Origin of the sequence: Hymenobacter metallicola, assembly GCF_004745645.1 — a bacterium.
GTDB classification, from domain to species: domain Bacteria; phylum Bacteroidota; class Bacteroidia; order Cytophagales; family Hymenobacteraceae; genus Hymenobacter; species Hymenobacter metallicola.
The window spans coordinates 785,203-802,953 of sequence record NZ_SRMB01000001.1 but is presented as its reverse complement, the minus strand read 5'-3'; the positions used below and the strand labels follow the sequence as shown (position 1 = coordinate 802,953).

16 protein-coding genes and 1 riboswitch are annotated in these 17,751 nt (G+C 61.6%); of the genes, 11 read left to right on the top strand and 5 right to left on the bottom strand.

The window, feature by feature from the left end:
* Nucleotides 1-65 precede the first annotated feature (65 nt).
* Nucleotides 66-264, top strand: a riboswitch (cobalamin riboswitch).
* A gap of 177 nt (nt 265-441) precedes the next feature.
* The 6 genes from E5K02_RS03375 to E5K02_RS03350 all read left to right on the top strand — a co-directional run bounded on the left by E5K02_RS03375 (nt 442) and on the right by E5K02_RS03350 (nt 6,016).
* Complete coding sequence (locus E5K02_RS03375; RefSeq protein WP_135392073.1) at nt 442-849, top strand: acyl-CoA thioesterase; 408 nt, start codon at nt 442-444, stop codon at nt 847-849.
* 143 nt (nt 850-992) lie between these two features.
* Nucleotides 993-2,570: an NAD(P)/FAD-dependent oxidoreductase gene (locus E5K02_RS03370; protein ID WP_135392071.1), complete on the top strand. Its 1,578-nt coding sequence runs from the start codon at nt 993-995 to the stop codon at nt 2,568-2,570.
* A gap of 130 nt (nt 2,571-2,700) precedes the next feature.
* Entirely contained in the window at nt 2,701-3,060 is a 360-nt protein-coding gene (locus E5K02_RS03365) for a CoA-binding protein (RefSeq protein ID WP_135392069.1), read from the top strand.
* A gap of 357 nt (nt 3,061-3,417) precedes the next feature.
* Nucleotides 3,418-3,993, top strand: a complete 576-nt coding sequence (locus E5K02_RS03360; RefSeq protein ID WP_135392067.1) for an RNA polymerase sigma factor — start codon at nt 3,418-3,420, stop codon at nt 3,991-3,993.
* Entirely contained in the window at nt 3,974-4,846 is an 873-nt protein-coding gene (locus tag E5K02_RS03355) for a hypothetical protein (protein ID WP_135392065.1), read from the top strand. Before E5K02_RS03360 ends, E5K02_RS03355 begins: the two co-directional genes overlap by 20 nt.
* Nucleotides 4,847-4,867: 21 nt before the next feature.
* A complete protein-coding gene (locus E5K02_RS03350) occupies nt 4,868-6,016 on the top strand; it encodes an outer membrane beta-barrel protein (protein ID WP_135392063.1) in 1,149 nt (382 codons plus the stop codon).
* Nucleotides 6,017-6,097: 81 nt separating this feature from the next.
* Here E5K02_RS03350 and E5K02_RS03345 read toward each other — a convergent pair whose 3' ends face one another.
* Nucleotides 6,098-6,841 (bottom strand): TrmH family RNA methyltransferase, encoded by a 744-nt coding sequence (locus tag E5K02_RS03345; protein WP_135392061.1) that lies wholly within the window; start codon nt 6,839-6,841, stop codon nt 6,098-6,100.
* Between E5K02_RS03345 and tamL the strand changes: the two genes are divergently transcribed.
* Nucleotides 6,832-9,375: a translocation and assembly module lipoprotein TamL gene (gene tamL, locus E5K02_RS03340; RefSeq protein WP_135392059.1), complete on the top strand. Its 2,544-nt coding sequence runs from the start codon at nt 6,832-6,834 to the stop codon at nt 9,373-9,375. The genes E5K02_RS03345 and tamL overlap by 10 nt on opposite strands.
* 249 nt (nt 9,376-9,624) lie before the next feature.
* On the opposite strand, the gene E5K02_RS03335 is transcribed toward tamL, so the two are convergent.
* Nucleotides 9,625-11,814 carry an alpha-ketoacid dehydrogenase subunit alpha/beta gene (locus E5K02_RS03335; protein WP_135392057.1) on the bottom strand — a complete coding sequence of 730 codons (2,190 nt, stop codon included), beginning with the start codon at nt 11,812-11,814 and terminating at the stop codon, nt 9,625-9,627.
* A gap of 371 nt (nt 11,815-12,185) precedes the next feature.
* On the opposite strand from E5K02_RS03335, the gene E5K02_RS03330 reads away from it, so the two are divergent.
* The 4 genes from E5K02_RS03330 to E5K02_RS03315 all read left to right on the top strand — a co-directional run bounded on the left by E5K02_RS03330 (nt 12,186) and on the right by E5K02_RS03315 (nt 15,856).
* Nucleotides 12,186-13,454 carry a hypothetical protein gene (locus tag E5K02_RS03330; RefSeq protein WP_135392055.1) on the top strand — a complete coding sequence of 423 codons (1,269 nt, stop codon included), beginning with the start codon at nt 12,186-12,188 and terminating at the stop codon, nt 13,452-13,454.
* 305 nt (nt 13,455-13,759) lie between these two features.
* The gene (gene hemF, locus E5K02_RS03325) at nt 13,760-14,707 is read left to right on the top strand and encodes an oxygen-dependent coproporphyrinogen oxidase (protein WP_135392053.1); all 948 of its coding nucleotides are present in this window, start codon (nt 13,760-13,762) and stop codon (nt 14,705-14,707) included.
* Nucleotides 14,704-15,300 carry a phosphatase PAP2 family protein gene (locus E5K02_RS03320; protein WP_135392051.1) on the top strand — a complete coding sequence of 199 codons (597 nt, stop codon included), beginning with the start codon at nt 14,704-14,706 and terminating at the stop codon, nt 15,298-15,300. The genes hemF and E5K02_RS03320 overlap by 4 nt, the downstream gene beginning before the upstream one ends.
* Entirely contained in the window at nt 15,293-15,856 is a 564-nt protein-coding gene (locus E5K02_RS03315; RefSeq protein WP_135392049.1) for a flavodoxin family protein, read from the top strand. The genes E5K02_RS03320 and E5K02_RS03315 overlap by 8 nt, the downstream gene beginning before the upstream one ends.
* A 78-nt stretch (nt 15,857-15,934) precedes the next feature.
* On the opposite strand, the gene E5K02_RS03310 is transcribed toward E5K02_RS03315, so the two are convergent.
* The 3 genes from E5K02_RS03310 to E5K02_RS03300 all read right to left on the bottom strand — a co-directional run bounded on the left by E5K02_RS03310 (nt 15,935) and on the right by E5K02_RS03300 (nt 17,547).
* On the bottom strand, nt 15,935-16,138 hold the full coding sequence (locus tag E5K02_RS03310) for a hypothetical protein (protein WP_135392047.1): 204 nt from the start codon (nt 16,136-16,138) through the stop codon (nt 15,935-15,937).
* Nucleotides 16,139-16,207: 69 nt separating this feature from the next.
* Nucleotides 16,208-16,921 (bottom strand): phosphodiester glycosidase family protein, encoded by a 714-nt coding sequence (locus tag E5K02_RS03305; RefSeq protein WP_240737135.1) that lies wholly within the window; start codon nt 16,919-16,921, stop codon nt 16,208-16,210.
* A gap of 35 nt (nt 16,922-16,956) precedes the next feature.
* A complete protein-coding gene (locus E5K02_RS03300) occupies nt 16,957-17,547 on the bottom strand; it encodes a riboflavin synthase (protein WP_135392045.1) in 591 nt (196 codons plus the stop codon).
* Nucleotides 17,548-17,751 lie beyond the last annotated feature (204 nt).

Below are 17,751 nucleotides of genomic sequence, written 5' to 3'. Positions count from 1 at the left end.
GAGAAAGCCAAGGTAGCCCGGCCCGCCGAAACTCCTACCTTTGCCGGTGTTGTTCTTGGTTTGATTTCAATCAGACGGCTCAAGGTTTTCGGGTAATACCGGAATTAATAGGGAACCGGGTGCAAATCCCGGACAGACGCGCTACTGTAAGTACCCAGTTGGTTTTCACCTCGCTACAGCCCATTGGCCCGGCCCCAAGCCGAGCTGAGAAGGGCGGTGAAAACCGGTATAAGTCAGGAGACCTGCCTAGGGCCATGTGGATAAGGCTGCCTTCGCGCCATGAGGCTCTTATCGGGTGCTGGTCGTGTTCGGGCGGGAGCGGGCGGGCTGCGGCGCGCCGGCCCCACCGGGTAGCAGCCGTTCTTCCCGATTGTTTGCTTTGCTGCGTGGGGCGCCGGAAATCGGCCGCAGGACGTTTGTTTCCTTCTTTTCCCCTCTTGTATGCCTACTCTTGAAGAGAAAATTGCCCGCGCCGAAACGCGTATTTTCAAAGCGGTATTTCCCAACACCACCAACCACTACGACACGCTCTTTGGCGGGGCTACCCTGCACATGATGGACGAAGTGGCCTTTATCTGCGCCACCCGCTTCAGCCGCCTCAAGATGGTCACCGTCTCGTCCGACAAAGTCGACTTCACCCACCCCATTCCCGGCGGCACCCTGGTGGAGCTGATCGGCAACGTGGTGCGGGTCGGCAACACCAGCCTGCAGGTGCGCGTGGAGCTGTTTGTGGAGCAGATGTACTCCGAGGAGCGCACCAAAGCCGTGACGGGTTTGTTCACCTTCGTAGCCATCGACAACGAAAAGCGCCCGGTCCGGATTCTTCCCGAGGCAGTTGTAGCCGAGTAGTAGTGCCTTACCCCAAGAAGGGCGGTGCTGTCTTCCATTAATCGCCAGGGCCGCTCTTCTTGACAAGTGACTCCCTGGCGTATCTTTGCCCCCGGAAAAACACCTTTTGCTTAGGTCTAAAGGCTAAACACCTTTCACCCACTATGTTTGAAAAACAAGAAATTGAGGCCCTGCTTCCCCCGGAAGTGGCCTACGACGAGTACGCGCGCTACCGCGCCCTGCTGGCGGCGGCGGGCCTGGAACCCGGCCAGGCCGACTTTGTGCACCTGCGCAAGCGCAGCATCGACGCCCGGGGCCGCCAGCCCCTGGTGCGCCTGCGGGCCGATATCTGGCGCACCCCCCCACCGGCCGACTTATTCGGCCCCTGGTTTCAGTATCCGGATGTGAGCCGGGCGCGCCACTCGGTACTTATCGTGGGGGCGGGGCCGGCCGGACTTTTTGCGGCTTTGCGCGCCATCGAGCTAGGCCTGAAACCTATTGTACTGGAACGGGGCAAGGATGTGCGCACCCGCCGCCGCGACTTGGCCGCCCTCAACAAGGAGCACGTGGTCAATCCCGATTCTAACTACTGCTTCGGCGAAGGCGGGGCCGGCACCTACTCCGACGGCAAGCTCTACACCCGCTCTACCAAGCGCGGCGACATTCAGCGCATTCTCAAGCTGCTGGTGCAGCACGGCGCCACCCCGGAAATCATGGTCGACGCCCACCCCCACATTGGCACCAACAAGCTGCCGATGGTGGTAGCGGCCCTGCGCGAGTCCATTCGGCAGGCCGGCGGGCAAGTGCGCTTCGACACCCGCGTCACCGACCTGATTCTGGACGGCAGCCACCTGCGGGGCGTCGTGACGGCCAGTGGGGAAGCCATGGAAGCCGACGCCGTGATTCTGGCGACTGGCCACTCGGCCCGGGACATCTACGAGCTGCTGCACCGCCGCGGGGTCCGCATCGAGGCCAAGCCCTTTGCCCTGGGCGTGCGCGTAGAGCACCAGCAGGAGCTTATCGACCAGGCCCAGTACCGCCGCGCCGACCGGGGGCCGCTGCCGGCTGCCTCCTACTCGCTGGTGCACCAAACCCAGTGGCAGGGCAAGCAGCGGGGCGTGTTTTCGTTTTGCATGTGCCCCGGCGGCTTTATTGTGCCCGCCGCCACGGCCCCGGGCGAAGTAGTCGTAAACGGGATGAGCCCCAGCCGCCGCGACTCCCGCTTTGCCAATTCCGGTATTGTAACGGCCATTGAGCTCGAAGACATGGACCTGCAGCGCTACGGCGCTCTGGCGGGCTTGCAGCTGCAACAGGAAATTGAGCAGCGGGCCTGTGCCTTGGCCGGCAACACCCAGCTGGCCCCGGCCCAGCGCCTGGGCGACTTTCTCAAAGGCAAAGTCTCGGCCGAGCTGCTCGAAACTTCCTACCAGCCGGGTCTGGTGTCGGTGAACATGGAGCAGGTGCTGGGCAAAGGCCTGGCGGCCCGGCTGCGACAGGGCTTTGAGAACTTCGGCCGTAAGATTCCCGGCTATGCCACCAACGCGGCCCAGATTGTGGGCGTGGAAAGCCGCACCTCGGCCCCGGTCCGCATTCCGCGCGACCCGGCTACGCTGCAGCACCCCGAAACGACGGGGCTGTTTCCCTGCGGCGAAGGAGCTGGCTTTGCCGGCGGCATCGTGTCGGCGGCCATGGATGGGGAACGGTGTGCCGAAGCCGTAGCGGCCCTGGTGGCTCGTTTTTAGGGATTGGTTTTTGGTTTTTTACCGCCAGAATCCGTTAAAGACCTGGCACCACACCTCGTGCGGGCCGCAGTTCGGGCTTTCTGGCTTGGAACGGCGGCTAAAAACCAAAACCGATAAACCACTACCCAAGATGAAAAAGACCCTTGTTCTCGGCGCCAGCGACAACCCGGCCCGCTACTCTTACCGCGCCGTGCACCAGCTCAAGCAGCACGGCCACGAGGTAGTACCCGTCGGGATTCGCAAAGGCCAGGTCGCCGGCCTCGACATTCACACCGACCGGCCCACCGGCGACGATATCGACACGGTGACCCTGTACGTGGGCCCGCAAAACCAGCCGGCCTGGTACGATTATATCCTGGACCTGAAGCCCAAGCGCATCATCTTCAACCCCGGCACCGAAAACGAGGAGCTGGAGCGTATGGCCCAGCAGCGGGGCATCCGGACCGAGGAGGCCTGCACCCTGGTGATGCTGAGCATCGGCAATTACTAATGTGCGAATGTGGAGAACGTGAGGAAGGGGCTACTGCCAAAGACGTGTCATAGTAAGGCATAAGCCGAAGCCATCCGTCCTCTGAAATGCATCGAGCTTTCTAAAGTAAAAAGCCCTTTCTCGTTGATACGAGAAAGGGCTTTTTACTTTAGGGCGGTTATCACCAGTAGAGGACGAATTGCTTCGCGCTGCTCGCCAGGACACGTCTTTGGCAGTAGCCCCTTCCTCGCAGTAGCACATCAGCACATTCCCACCACATTTCTCGCATTAATTTTTCTTTTCCAGGCAACCGCGCCGACTGCTTTGGTATCTACCCCGCCAAACACCTTCTTACCGTCTGATTCTACCCTTTACCCCGTGACTGACGCTGACCTCATTGCTGCCTGCCGCCAAGGCAGTGGCCGTGCCCAGAAACTGCTCTACGAGCGGTTTGCGGGCATGATGCTGGGCGTGTGCATCCGGTATCTGCGCCGCCGCGAAGATGCGGAGGAAGCCATGCTGGGCGGGTTTGCCAAAGTGTTCCGGGCCCTGGATCAGTACCGGCACGAGGGCAGCTTCGAGGGCTGGATTCGCCGCATCATGGTAAACGAGGCCCTGGGCCAGCTGCGCCGCAAGGAACCCCTGCACCTGGCCATCGACGACATGGTGACCGACGTGCCGGCCACGGCCGCCGAAGCCGAAAGCAACCTAAACGCCGCCGACCTGTTGGCCTTGCTGGCCGAGCTGCCCGCCGGCTACCGCACCGTCTTCAACCTGTATGCCCTGGAAGGGTATTCCCACCCCGAAATTGCCGAGCTGCTGGGCATTTCCGAGGGCACTTCCAAATCGCAGCTCAGCAAGGCCCGCGCCATGCTGCAGCGCCGGCTGGCGGCCGCCAGCCTGAGCGCCTCCAACTCCTCACCGAAAGAATACTATGCAACCGGAAGATATTGATAAGCTGTTTCGCGACAAGCTGCAGCACCACGCGCCCACCCCGCCGGCCTTCCTGTGGGAACAGCTGGAAGAGGAAATCCGGCCGGCCCGCAAGCGCCCCGCCCTGTGGCTCTACGCCGTCGCGGCCATGATTGCCCTGCTCATCGTGGCCGGCGGCACCTGGATGCTGCGCACTTCGGGCTCGGCGGCCACCAGGGGCACCCTGGCAACGACCACGACCGGCCCGGCCACGCCCGCCAGCCCAGCCGGGCAAGGAGCGGCCAACTCCGCCAAAAAATCTACCACGCCCCAGGCAACTGCCGACAACGGGTTTTCATCTGGCAGTGTAGAAGGACAAACAACCACGGAAGTGGCCAGCGCCGAAGCCCCGGCTTCGGCAAAGCAACAGCCGAAGCCCCGGCCCGCTCTCTCGCCCGCCGGACCCGCACCCCGGAAACCGTCCGTCCTGGTAGCGCAAACTACTGCTCACCCCACGAAGGCCAACCGCTCGGCGTCGGTACCCGCCCCCGCGTTGGCCCCTGCTGCTACCCTGCCTGCCGCGCCGCAACCGGAGCGTCGCCCAACGCAGGAAGTAGCAACTGTGGTGGAGTCTGCTACCCCCGTCTCATCGGCCCCGACGGGCCCTATCGAAGTAGAAGTGCACCGCGGCACCGAAGCTCCGGTAGTAGCCCTGGCTGCCGCGGACGCGCCGCAGCGCTACGAGTCGGATTCTCACCTGAAGAACTTATTCCACAAAGCCAAAACGGCCGTCAAAGATGGCCGGGTGCGGCTGCCCAAAGTCGAGTTGCCGGAAACGGTAACCGTGGAGGTCAACGTGTTCAACCGTTCGGCCACCAAAGTCATCCAACTCTAAGATTCTCAACCTCCCGTAGTCATGAAACGTTTTTCCTCCCTGTTGGCCCTGCTGCTGCTGACAGTTCTGGCGTCTCCCTCCCGCTCCCAGGCGGCCAGCAAGCCTGCCAACGACGATACCATTGTGGTGAAGCTGCCCAACCAGGCCACCATGACCCTGTATACCAAGAACAAGGAGCAGCTGCGCGAACTGCGCACCTACCGCCTCGACACGCTCATGGCCCTGCTCGACCGCTACATTCAGCAGGCTGAGGCAGCCAGCAAGAACGCCGGCAACAGCGCCGTCACCATGGAGTTTTACCCGGCCAAAGACCGCCCCGGCACCCAGGCTCCCGAGCAGATCCGGGTGACGGTGCGCAACGAGGAGCCCGCGAGCAAAGTAGCCGTGAAAGGCTACAAGTTCGGCCAGGTATTTAGCGTCACGGTGAAGGAAGGCAAAGACGGCAAGGGCCACAACGACGAGGTGTCCATCAGCATCGGCGACGATGATTCGCACCGCTCCGACTCCCTGCGCAACGTCCAGCGGGCGGCCAAGAAAGAAGAGCGCGCCAGCCGGGCCGTGCACAGCAACTTCTCCATCGACCTGGGGCTGAATGCGCTGACCAACCGCTCGAACCTGACCGAGGAGCAGTTTGACCTCAAGCCCACCGGCTCGCGCTACGTTAGCCTGAACTGGTACTACGATATCCGGGTAGGTGGCCGCCGCAGCCCCTTCTTCCTGACGCTGGGTCCGGAGCTGGCCTTCAATAACTACATGTTCGACCAAAACCGCCGGCTGGTAGCTACCGATACCCGCACCGACATTGTGCGCGAGCCCTCGGTAAGCCTGGAAAAAAGCAAGCTCGCTACCACCGTCATCAACCTGCCCCTAATGGCCAAGCTCAACTTCAAGGACAAGTCCGGCCACGATGCCTTCCGGATTGGGGCGGGCGGCTTTGCCGGCTACCGCCTGGCCAGCCACACCAAAATCAAGTACAACGACGAAGAACACACCCGCAAGGACAAAGACCGGGGCAGCTTCAACCTGGAAGATTTCCAGTACGGGCTGCAGGGCAAAATCGGCGTCCGGGGCATCGACCTGTTCGTGAAATACAACATGAACGAGCTGTTCAAGGAAAACCGCGGCCCCCAGGCCCAGTCCATCAGCTTCGGCATTTCGATTCTGGACTAAATCTGCCCGCGGGCAGCAACGCAACCGGGCCCGGCAGAAGCTTCTGCCGGGCCCGGTTGCGTTTTAGGAAGGCCGCTAAGGTTACAGCTCCCGATGGAAATTGTCGAGCAGAATAGCTGCTGAGACGGCCACATTCAGGCTTTCGGCCCCGCCGGCCCCGGGAATGTAGAGGCGCTGAGACAGGCGGGCCAGCACCTCGGCGCGCGGCCCGTGCGACTCGCTGCCCATAATCAGTACGCCGCCGGGGCGCAGGGTAAGCCGGTGCACGTTGTCGCCTTCGAGGTGGGCGCCGTAGCGGGGCAGCTCGGCCGGCAGTGCATCGAGCCACTCGGGCAGGCTGCGCTGCCACACGGCCACGCGCGTGAACGAGCCCATGGTAGCGGCAATGGTTTTGGGGGCCCAGGGGTCGGCGCAGGTTTCGGAGCACACCACCCCGTGCAGGCCGTACCAGTCGGCCAGCCGAATCAGGGTGCCCAGGTTGCCCGGGTCGCGCACCTCATCCAGGGCCAGCAGCAGGCGGTTGGCAGCGGGCAGCAGCACAGTTTCTTCGGGCAGGCGGGCAATAGCCAGGGCCGTGGTGTTGTTAGATAAGGTACCGAGTTTGGTTAATTCTTCCTCCGTCACGATTTCAACCGGTACCTTCGCGGGTAAAGGCGGGATTTTTGCGGCAAACTCAGCCGTCAGGAACACCCGCTCCGTTATAAGCCCGGAATTAAGCAGCTCCACCACACTTTTGCCGCCTTCTACCAAAAAGGCACCGTGGCGGAGCCGGTATTTCTTCAGGTGCAGCGCGTGCACGTATTTCGCTACTGCTTTTGAAACCATATTCGCTGTTTACGAACCGCCCTGGGCGGCACTCATTTAAATGGATACATCAGGCGGCGCTGGCCGGGGCTTTGCTGCTTCTGGCCGGCTGTTCGCCGTTGCGGCTGCTGGGTCCTAAGCAAAAGCTGCTGAGCCGGGTAAAGCTGGAAGGCGTGAAGGAAGCCGATGCGGCCCGCATCGAGGCCTTGTACCAGCAGAAGCCCAACAGCCGCTTTCCGCTGCCAAAGCTAACAATCTACCAGCTCGGAAACCGTTTTTACAACCAGCAGCGCCTACAAACCAAGCTGGCGCGCATTCGCACCGAGTTTGATGAGCGGATGCAGGCGGCCCGCACCGACTCGGTTAAAATCGGCAAGCTGCTGGCCCGGCGCGAGAAGCGCACCCGCCGCCTGCAGCTGGCCATCGACAAAGGCAACGCCATCATGCGCCTGGGCGAGCCGCCGGTTATCTACGATTCGACCCTGACGGCGCGCACCGTGGAGCAGATTGCCACCTTTCTGAAGTCGGAAGGATTTTTCCGCAGCGCGGTTTCGGCCACCGATACGGTGATGGACCGGCGCTTCTCCATCGGGCATATCTTCGCCAAGCCCGACACCGTGCACAACCGGCGGGTGACGGTGACGTACCGCATCCGCGAAAATCAGCCGTTTCACTACACCCAGCTCGACTACGACATTGCCGACTCGGCCGTGGCCCGGGTGGTGATGGGTGGGCAGCCAGCCTCGCTGCTCAAGGTGAATGACCGCTACAACGAAAACGTGATTGGCCAGGAGCGCAGCCGCCTGGAAACCCTGCTCAAAAACGCGGGCTACTACGATTTTCGACAGCAGTATATTACTCTGGAAGCCGACACGAGCTTTGGGGCGGGCACTGTGCGCCTGCGCACCATCATTGCCGACCCCGGCCCGGGTGAGCAGCACCAGCTGTATACAGTACAGCGGGTGCGCTTTATCACCGATGCGGGCACCGTCCGTTTTGGCGTGAGGCGCGACACGCTGGTGCGCGACTCAGTGTATTACCTGGCTTATAAACACCGCTTCAGTACCCGCATCCTGGACCGCAAGCTTACGGTGCGGCCCGGCGACCGATACAGTCTGCAAAGCACCCTGCTGACCCAGCGCCAACTCAGCGACCTGGACATGTTCCGCTTCAATACGGTCAGCTACAGCAAGGTGCGGCCCGTCAATGGCGACAGTATCAGCAGCCGGGGGCAGCTGATTGCCACCGTCAATGCCTCGCCGACGAAGAAGTACCAGGAAACCACCGAGTTTGGCGGCACCTACGTGGCGGGCCTGCCGGGGCCGTTTATCAACTTCCGCCTGAAGGTGCGCAATATCTTCGGCGGAGCCGAAGTGCTGGAGCTGGGTCTGCGCTCGGGTTTCGAAGGCCAGCTCAGCCGCACCGAGGCCCGCAGCGTGCTCACGACCCAGCTCGGGGCCAACGTCAACCTGGTGATACCGCAGTTTCTGGTGCCCTGGAACATGAACCGGTTTCTGACGCGCTATAACCCCAAAACCCGCATTAGCAGCAGCTTCACCTACGTGCGGCGCCCCGAATACACCCGCACCAACCTGGAGGCCACCTACGACTACATCTGGCAACGCTCGGCCTTCCACCAGTACGTGCTGACGCCCTTCGACCTGAGCGTGATTTACACGCCTACCATCGATACCAAGTTTGAGAAGGACCTGCAAACGCTGCGCGTCACGCAGGGCTCTCCCCTGTTCCGCAGCTTTACCAGCCTGTTTATTCCCAGCTTCAACGCGACGTCCCTCTACAACTCCAACGACTTCACCCAGACCCGGGACGCGCGCTACCTGCGGCTGTTTGCCGAAGTTGGTGGGCTGACCCGCTCGCTCTACCAGAGCAGTATCGACCGGCTGGGCCTGGACGTGTATAACTTCGCCAAGCTCAGTGCCGACTTCCGGCGCTACCACAAGCTGGGGCCCCGTTCCTACTTCGTGTACCGCGTCAATACCGGTATAGCGCATGCCCTGACCAAGACCGACGGGCAGTACACCATTCCCTACGACAAGTATTTCTTCGCCGGTGGTAGTTCCAGCGTCCGGGCCTGGCGCCCCCGCCGCCTGGGCACGGGCTCCTACACCACCTACAAGCTCAACGACGACGGTACCAACCGCATCGATGAAACCACCGGCCTGCCCGTGCGCGATTATGACCTCGAGCAGCCCGGCGAAGTGCTGCTGGAGGGCAACGTGGAGTATCGTTTCCCCATCTATAGCTTTATTAACGGGGCCTTGTTCACGGATTTTGGCAACGTTTGGACGCTGCAGGAAGAAGATGCCCGGCGCGAGGGAGCCGTGTTCCGCTTCAACCGGTTCTACCGGCAGCTGGCCGTGGGCTCGGGTATCGGCATCCGCTTCGACTTCACCTTCCTGATTCTGCGCCTGGACGTCGCCACGAAAGTCTACGACCCGACGGCGCCCGGCAACAAGTACGTGCTGCCCAACTTCCGCCTGGCCAAGTCACCGAATCAAACGGCTTTCAACCTGGGTATCGGCTATCCTTTTTAAGGCGCTCAGGTGCTAGTAAGGTTGAATGTGCTGATGTACAAACAAGTCTTTACGAGGCAGAAGCCACACGCCCTAAACGATGGGCAGAACAGTCTTTTACCAGAAAGCCCCTTACTGCCGTGCGCAGTAAGGGGCTTTTCACTTTAAGCAGCTCCGCACATTTCAGCGGACGGATTGACGCCGCTTGATGCGCGGAATGTCGTGCCGCCTGGCTATGACAGGAGAGGCATTAGCACCACAGCAGTACTCTTAATACTCCAGCAGCTCGGCCAAGGCCGTGGCTACTTTGTCGGCGCTGGGCAGCATCTGGCGCTCCAGCTCTACGTTCAGGGCAATGGCGGGTAGGTTGGCGGCTCCCAGGGTAAACACGGGCGCGTCGAGCTGCTGGAAGCAGGCGCGCTGAATCCGGCCGGCCAATGACTCGGCAAAGGAATTCATCAGGGGCTCCTCGGTGAGCACCAAGGCTTTGCCGTGCCGGCGCACCGCTTCCTGCACCGCCTCAAAATCCAGGGGATTGAGCGTCCGCAAATCCAGAATTTCCACCTGTCCGGCAAACTGCTTGCTGGCGGTTTTGGCCCAATGCACGCCCATGCCGTAGGTAATGACTACGCAGGTATCCCCCTGGCGCAGCTTTTCCGGATCGGCCTGCTGGGCCACGGCGGCTTGGCCGAGGGGAATAACGTAGCCCGTTTCCGGCTCCACGGTTTTAGCGTCCTCCGTGCCGGGCACCTTGCTCCAGTACAACCCTTTGTGCTCGAGCAGCACCACGGGGTTGGGGTCGAGAAAGGCGGCGCGCAGCAGGCCCTTCATGTCGGCCGCATTGCTCGGATACACGACTTTAATGCCGCGGATGGTGAGCAACGTGCTTTCTACCGAGCCCGAATGATACGGACCGCCCCCACCGTAGGCCCCGACGGGCACCCGGATCAGGCTTTGCACCGGAAACTTGCCGTTGGAGAGGTAACACGACTTGCTAAGCTCTTCCACCAGCTGGTTCATACCGGGCCAGATGTAGTCGGCAAATTGGATTTCGACAATAGGCTTGGCTCCCACGGCACTCATACCCGCCGTAGAGCCCACGATGTAAGCTTCCTGGATGGGGGTGTTGAATACGCGCGCATCGCCGTATTTCTTGGCCAGCAGCGCGGCCTCGCGGAACACGCCGCCCAACTCCCCGCCCACGTCCTGGCCATAGAACAGGGCTTCGGGAAACTCGCGCAGAATATCGTCGACGGCGTGCAGGGCGGCATCCACCATCAGGGCTTTGTCGGCCCCGGCGGGGTTTCGCTCCCCGGTTTCCACCGTTACGGCCGGCGGAGCAAACTCGTGGTCGGCAAAGGTGGAGGGTTCGGGGTTAGCCGCCGCCAGGGCACGCTGGTAGTCGGCCTCAACCCGGGTCCGGGCCTGCTGGCCCAGCTCTTCCAGCTCGGCTGCGCGCACGCCCAGTTCCAACAGCTGCTGATGCAGCCGGGGCAGCGGGTCGTTGGTGGTATGCTCGGCCAGGTTGTCGCCACGGTACCACTCGCGCCGTACGCCGCTGGTGTGGTGGCCCAGCAGCGGGCACTTGGCGTGCACCAGAATGGGGCCGCGGGTGCGCCGCACGTAGTCGAAGGCGGTGGCCAGGCCGGCGTAGGAATCGGGGAAGTCGGCGCCGTTGACGCGCAGGCGCTGCAGGCCTTTAAAGCCGGCGGCAAACTCGTAGGCGTCCATGGCGCGCATCTCGCGGCCGGTGGCCGAAATGCCCCAGTCGTTGTCCTGCACCAGGAAAATAATGGGCAACTGATGCAGCACGGCCATTTGCAAGGCCTCGGCGACCTCGCCCTCCGTCATGGCCCCGTCGCCGATGGAGCACACGACTACAGGGCTACCCTGCTGAGCTTCCGTGGGCAACAGGCCAAACAACCCGGGAATAGGGCCACCGCTTTCGTGCCAGTCGCGGGGGTCGGCTACCAGTGGATTCAGGCCCTGACTTTCCAAGTACTTGATGCCGTGGGCCATGCCCGTGGCCGGAATGGCCTGCATACCCGTCGCCGAGCTTTGGTGCGGAATGGTGGGAAAACCGGCCCGCCGCAGCGAAGGGTGAGAATAATAGGTGCGGCCGCCCGAAAACGGGTCGTCGCGCTTGGCCATGAGCTGCAGCATCAACTCGTACGGCTCCAGGCCCAGGCCCAGCAGCATGGCGTCGTCGCGGTAGTAGGGCGTCACGTAGTCCTGGGGGCCCAGAAAGCAGGCCGCGGCCAGCTGAATGGCTTCGTGGCCGCGGGCCGTGGCGTGCACGTACTTGGCCGTAACGGCCTTGTTTTCCTCGTAGAGGCGGGCCAGCTCGTCGCCCGTGCGCATCAGCGCGTAGGCGCGCAGCAGGGTTTCGCGCGGCGGCTGGGTGGCATTAAGCTCGGTGGTGAAGTCGGGTTCCAGGGTGGGAGCAGTTGAATTCGGCATGGGTGGCTAGGAATGCGGGGCGAAAGTACGGCATCGAGTTGATAGCAACAGCGTGTCCCGGCCCGGAGTTGCCTTAACGACTAGCTAATTAGGCCCAGGCGCCACCAGGGGACCCACCCAAAGATTGCCAAGCCAAGCAGGTTCATCACCGCTAGGTCGGCACTACGTTCGCCCGGCCATATTAACGCCTTACTTTGTACAATTCTGTTGGGTTTCAGCTCGCAATACCCCAAAGATGCTACCAATAGCCGGACCGCTTACTTATAAATAATTTTATTTTTAATATAACTATTATAATAAAATTAATTGTAGCTTCCCTTCGCACTAAGGGGATTTGCAGCACCCATTCATTCACATTTTCTATTATTTGTATGAAATCGACCGGATTACTTTTTGTCGTCTTTCTTGTCAGTGGCGTGGCTACGGCACAGGATAACAGCCAAACCTCCACTAGTTTCGGCAACAACAACCAGATTGCCGTAACGCAGGATGGCCGGAGCAACACGGCCACCGCCCGCCAGAACGATGCGGCCGTGAATGGTGGCAGCGCCAGCGGCAACAACAACCAGAGTACTCAAACCCAGATCGGCCGGAATCAGACGGCGCGGGTGGATCAGATGGGCAACGACCAAAAGGCCGTGCAGTATCAGAGCTCCGACCGTGGCCAACTGGCTACCATCCGCCAGGGCTCTGCCCAGGCGGGCAGCCACGGTAACGTCGCCGATCAGCGCCAGGGCGGCTTCAGCCAAACCGTAGCCATTGAGCAACTCAGTGGTCTGAACTATGCTACCCAGAACCAATCGGGTCGTAACAATAGCGCTACCATCCTGCAAAGTGTAGGCAACAGCAACGGAGCTAACCAGCAGCAGAACTCTGTTAATGCGTATGCGACGGCCACCCAACTGGGTACAGCTAATGGGGCCATCCAGCAACAGTCGGGGGGCAGTACTGCAGGCCAGCTTCATTATGTAACCATCCTACAGGAGGGAAATGCCAACAGCGCATGGCAGCTTCAGCAAAGCTCGAGCCTGCGCACAGAGGCCAGCATCAGCCAGCAAGGCCAGTTTAATGAAGCTAGTCAGACCCAGCTTGGAGGGTTGGCCAGTGCAACAATTACGCAGGTCGGGGAGAGCAACGCCGGGACGCAACGGCAAACCGAAGGATACGGGCAGAGTCCATTTGCTAACCCAACGCAAGCTACCCTGACGCAGACTGGCATGTATAATACCAGCACCCAGATGCAGGAGCGAATGGACCAGAGCTCTGTACGTGCCACCCAGATCGGCTTGTATAATACCAGCACCCAAAACCAGAGCAACGGCAACGGCTCCAGAGCATCGGTTTCCCAGAGCGGTAATCAGAACCGGGCCACCCAGACCCAGGAGGGCTCGTCTCAGAGCGCTACCATTGAGCAAACCGGCTCGGGCAGCACTGCCATGCAGGAGCAGGCCGCAGAAGGCAACTACGACACCAACTCGGCCTACATCAGTCAGCAAGCTACTGGCAGCGGCAACTATGCCCGGCAAGTGCAGCTGGGCTCCGGCAACAGCGCCCGCACGTATCAGGGCACGGCCGGCAACCAGAGCGAGGTGCAGCAGCACGGGGCTAATAACACCACCGTGGTGCGGCAAAATCAATAACAGTGCTTGGCTGCAAGTACCTGAAGCCCGCTTCCGTCCGGAGGCGGGCTTCACTTGCTTTGGATCCTGGCAGCACGCGGCGGGCAGGGCAGGAATGTGCCGGCTCCGCCAGGGCTTTGCCCTGCGGCTGTGCCCACCGCCGGCTGTTGCGGCTCCGTTGCCAGGCTTTCCAAAACCGGACCCGCCCGAAACGCGCGTAAACCCCTACCTTTGCGGCTTCAAACTTACCCCGCCGTCAGGCGGTTTTCTGTTTCTGCACGAGTCGGCCAGTGGCTGATTTGTGAGGAGTAGCCGCTTTACCTTCTATGCTGACCGATTCCTCTTCCCTTGCGCCGGTTGCCTCTACCTTCCGCGACTCCGTGGCCACCTGGCTGCGCGACTTCCAACGGCGCCTGTGCGCGCAGCTGGAAGCCGCCGATGGCCAGGCCACCTTTCAGTCAGATGAGTGGCAGCACGGCAGCGGCGGCGGCGGATTGTCGCGCGTGATTCAGGGTGGGGCCGTGCTGGAAAAAGGCGGGGTTAACTTTTCGGCCGTGTGGGGCGAAATGAGCGAACAGGCCGCCCGGGTGCTGCTCATGCCCAACCCCAACTACTTTGCTACCGGCGTTTCGGTCGTACAGCACCCGCGCAGCCCCATGGTGCCCATTGCCCACATGAACGTGCGCTACTTCGAGGCCGGCAACGGCGAGGCCTGGTTTGGCGGCGGCATCGATCTGACGCCGATTTACGTGGATGAAGCCCAGGCCCGCTGGTTTCACGAGCAGCTTCGGGCCGTCTGCGACCAGCACAACCCGGCGTACTACCCCCGCTTCAAGCAGTGGGCCGACGACTATTTCTTCCTGCCCCACCGTCAGGAAACCCGGGGCGTGGGCGGCATTTTCTTTGACCGCCTCACCGTGGGCCAAGACGGCAGCCGCGAAGAGCTCTTTGCCTTCATCCAGGCCGTGGGCAACGTGTTTGGCCCCACCTATACCGAGCTGCTGCGCCAGAACCGCGACCTGCCCTTCGGCGAGCGGCAGCTACAGTGGCACATGCTGCGCCGAGCCCGCTACGCCGAGTTCAACCTGGCCTTTGACCGGGGCACCCGCTTTGGACTCGAAACCGGCGGCCGTACCGAAAGTATCCTGATGAGCCTGCCTCCGCGCTGCGAGTGGCACTACGACCAGCGCCCCGAGCCGGGCTCGGCCGAAGCCGCTACCCAACAGTGGCTACGCAAGGGCGTGCAGTGGCTCGAAAACCCCAGCCAGCTTTGATCGAGAAACTACAAGACCTGGACCGTTGGCTGCTACTGGCGGCCAATAACAATCACTCCAACGCGCTGGATGCGTGGATGATTTTCTTTTCCGAACGCTTCGTGTGGTTTCCGGCCTACTTGGTCATTCTACTCGTACTGGGGTATATGTTCCGGCAGCGGGCCCTGCTGCTGCTGCCGTTGCTGGGCCTGAGCGTGGCCCTGGCCGATGGTATCTCCAGCCGGTTCTTTAAGCCCTATTTTGCCCGCCTACGCCCCTGCCACGACCCGCTCCTATCGGCTACGCTGAATCTGGCTAGTGGCTGCGGGGGGCAGTTTGGCTTTATGTCGTCGCACGCGGCTAATGCCTTTGCCCTGGTGGTTTTCCTGTGTCTGGCCCTGCCCCGGCGCTACCGCCTGGCCAAGGTGCTGGTGTTTATCTGGGCCGTACTGGTGTCCTACAGCCGCATGTACCTGGGCGCCCATTATCCATCCGACGTGCTGGCCGGCGCCGCCCTGGGCAGCCTGGCCGCCTGGGCCTGCTTCCGCCTCTACCAGCTAGGCGCGGCCCGCTGGTGGCCGGCCGCGCCTTTTTCCTCCGCAAACAATGCCTGAAACCCAACGCCGTTTTTTGTTTCTGCCGGGCAGCACCCGCCGCCAGGGCAATAGTGAGCAGCTAGCCAGAGTGGCTGCGCAGCATCTGCCCGCCGGTGCTGAGCAGCAGTGGCTCAACCTGCTGGACTACCCGCTGCCCGACTTTATCGACCTGCGCCACGATGCCCCCTATCCTGCTCCCGTAGGCAACGCCAAAGTGCTGATGGAAGCCACGCTGCACGCCACGGATCTGGTGCTGGTACTGCCTTTGTACTGGTATTCCATGCCCGTACCCACGAAGCAATACCTGGACTACTGGAGCGCCTGGATGCGGGTGGCGGAGGTACATTTCCGGGAGCGAATGGTGGGTAAAACCCTCTGGGCCGTGGTGGTCAGCAGCGGGGAGCCGGCCGAAGCCCAGCCCCTGCACGACACACTCCGGCTCTGCGCCAGCTATATGCGCATGCACTGGGGCGGCTTTCTCTTCGGCAATGGCTCCCGCCCCGGCGACGTTCAGCGGGACGTGGCCGCCCAGCAGAGAGCAGCTACTTTCTTTAGCGAAGCAACTCCGGGCTAGTCCTATTCGATACCCCGAAAGCAAAAAAGGCCCCATTAGCAAGTGCTAGTGGGGCCTTTTACGGGCTATAAAGCATTCTTACTTCTTGGCCGGCTTGCGGTTTCCCGTGTGGCCGTCTCCTTTGTCGCCCTGGCCGGGGCGGCTGGTGCGGTGGGAGTTGTGCTTATCGTCCTGCGACAGGGAACGATTCAGGTCTACTTCACTGGTGAACTGGCCTTTCTCGTTGCGGCGTACGTAGCGCTTGTCGCCCGGGGTGGGTTCTATTAATTCGCGTTTTGACATAGCTATGAGGGAGTTGGGTCTGTTTGCCTGTACGCAAACGGCCCGTAAAAGTGCCACAGGTTGCAAAGTTCAACGCATCGGCTCCGTTACGCCCACCAGTACGCCAAAGTCTCCGTCGGTTTGCACCCACCCCTTTGCGGGCAGGTAGGTGCGCGACACGAAGCCGTCCAGATACAGCGCGTTGCGGCAGCCCAACCGGCGGAAGTAGTCCGCAAACTCATAGAGGCTAACTTTCTGCCTGGACATGGCAAACACGACCTGCCCGTTCGGCAAAACACCCACGCCGTTGCGGACATTGAGATTAGCTGCACCCCGCCGAAACGCCGGGTGCATTCGCCCATGGAGCAGCAGCAGCGGCCCCGACTGGGTGGCATAGCGGATCCGGCGAGAATACCTGAACTGCTCGGTGCTACATACCTGCGCTTGCCCGTCGGAAGTCGTGTAAAAGACTCCGTTGGGTTTCAGGTAGAAGTTGCCCGCGCCCCGCGTCGTATCAAGCGGATTCAGGACGCGGCCATTCTGAATAAAGAGGCCCTGGGGGACATTGTTGGCTTTGTACATGCCCGCATTGGTGGCAAAAACCAGCCGCTGCCCCTGGCCTTCAAGCCAGTTTCGCAGATTGGCGATGCTGCGCAGGGGCTGTTGCCGGTCGTCTTGCCAATACAAACGCAAGTCCTGGCGGCGCACATCCACCGTGTAACGAACATACCCATCCGCGGAAGCCGGGCGCGGAGCTTTCCATAGCAAGGCCGCTCCTACCAAGCACGCCAGGAGCACCAGCACAAGAATGGCAGGTTTGCCCACGACCCAACTCAGGCCTACCGACCCAGCATTTTAGCTATGTACTTGCCCACGATGTCAAATTCCAGGTTTACCAGGTCGCCGGCGCGCAGGTGCTGAAACGTGGTGTGCTCGTAGGTATAAGGAATAATGGCCACCGAGAAGCCGTCGTCGGTGGAGTCGAAGCAAGTCAGGCTGGTACCGTTGACGCAGATGGAGCCTTTCTCGACCGTAACCCGGCTCGGGCCGGGCTCGTGGCGGAAGCGGTAGAGCCAGCTGCCGTTCTGGTCGGCGACGCTCTCGCACACGGCCGTCAGATCGACGTGGCCTTGCACGATGTGGCCGTCGAAGCGGCCGTTGGCGGCCAGGCAGCGCTCCAGATTTACCTGCCGGCCGGCGGCCCAGCTGCCCAAATTGGTTTTTTGCAGGGTTTCGTCGATGGCCGTGACGACGTGCGTACCGGCGGCGGCATCCACGGCTACCACCGTCAGGCAGACCCCGTCGTGGGCCACGCTTTGGTCAATCTGCAACTCGTGGGCGAAGGGCGCGGCCACGGTAAAGTGCCGGTTGGTGCCTTGGGTTTGCACGGCCGTGATGGTACCCAGCGCTTCTACAATTCCAGTAAACATGAGTTCTTTAAGGTGCTAATGTGGGTTGACGGTGCTGAGGTGCGAAGAGGCGCAAGTCGTGGCCATCCGTGCTCTGTGCCGGATTTTCCTCGGCGCCGAGCCCTCAGGTAGCAGGTATAACAACGAAACAGGCATTCTGGTAAAAGGTCGTATCGTACTGCGCAGAGGACGGCTTACTGCGCGCTGCTCGCCAGGACAGAGCCG

Coding starts and splice junctions, on each gene's coding strand:
- E5K02_RS03375 (WP_135392073.1), top strand. CDS start 442: ATGCCTACTCTTGAAGAGAAAATTGCCCGCGCCGAAACGCGTATTTTC.
- E5K02_RS03370 (WP_135392071.1), top strand. CDS start 993: ATGTTTGAAAAACAAGAAATTGAGGCCCTGCTTCCCCCGGAAGTGGCC.
- E5K02_RS03365 (WP_135392069.1), top strand. CDS start 2,701: ATGAAAAAGACCCTTGTTCTCGGCGCCAGCGACAACCCGGCCCGCTAC.
- E5K02_RS03355 (WP_135392065.1), top strand. CDS start 3,974: ATGCAACCGGAAGATATTGATAAGCTGTTTCGCGACAAGCTGCAGCAC.
- E5K02_RS03350 (WP_135392063.1), top strand. CDS start 4,868: ATGAAACGTTTTTCCTCCCTGTTGGCCCTGCTGCTGCTGACAGTTCTG.
- E5K02_RS03345 (WP_135392061.1), bottom strand. CDS start 6,841: ATGGTTTCAAAAGCAGTAGCGAAATACGTGCACGCGCTGCACCTGAAG.
- E5K02_RS03335 (WP_135392057.1), bottom strand. CDS start 11,814: ATGCCGAATTCAACTGCTCCCACCCTGGAACCCGACTTCACCACCGAG.
- E5K02_RS03330 (WP_135392055.1), top strand. CDS start 12,186: ATGAAATCGACCGGATTACTTTTTGTCGTCTTTCTTGTCAGTGGCGTG.
- hemF (WP_135392053.1), top strand. CDS start 13,760: ATGCTGACCGATTCCTCTTCCCTTGCGCCGGTTGCCTCTACCTTCCGC.
- E5K02_RS03315 (WP_135392049.1), top strand. CDS start 15,293: ATGCCTGAAACCCAACGCCGTTTTTTGTTTCTGCCGGGCAGCACCCGC.
- E5K02_RS03310 (WP_135392047.1), bottom strand. CDS start 16,138: ATGTCAAAACGCGAATTAATAGAACCCACCCCGGGCGACAAGCGCTAC.
- E5K02_RS03300 (WP_135392045.1), bottom strand. CDS start 17,547: ATGTTTACTGGAATTGTAGAAGCGCTGGGTACCATCACGGCCGTGCAA.